This window comes from Bacillus sp. SIMBA_008 (assembly GCF_046535495.1).
GTDB lineage: Bacteria > Bacillota > Bacilli > Bacillales > Bacillaceae > Bacillus > Bacillus subtilis.
The window spans coordinates 1-320 of record NZ_JAWRWL010000203.1; the positions used below are offsets into that span (position 1 = coordinate 1).

Sequence of the window (320 nt, forward strand, 5' to 3'; positions counted from 1 at the left end):
GGTGTGAGAGAAGAACATAGATCCAGCATTGCCTAACTCATCATAATAAGATTTCGCCTGCTGTAAATCAGTTTCATTTCCAAATTTAAAAATCCTTCCGCCAGCATTTTCACCTAAGGAAGGAACGAGAATTCTTTTTCCTTCTTCTCTTATATTTCCAAACTCTTTTTGTTTAAGATCAGATGGTTTTTCTGCTTCAAGCCCAGCACTTTTGAAAGCTTCAATCACGTTGTCTGTGGTAAGCTGTTTTTTAGTAGATGCTGCACTGTTACAAGCTGTTAACAATAATAAACATATAAAAAATAATACAAAACATTTTT

At 34.1% G+C, this 320-nt stretch carries 1 protein-coding gene; it reads right to left on the minus strand.

Going from position 1 to position 320, the window contains the following annotated elements; translation table 11 throughout:
• Positions 1 to 297 (minus strand): stress protein (locus SB658_RS22835; RefSeq protein ID WP_410602527.1); only part of this gene is annotated, 297 nt, incomplete at its 3' end.
• Positions 298 to 320 lie beyond the last annotated feature (23 nt).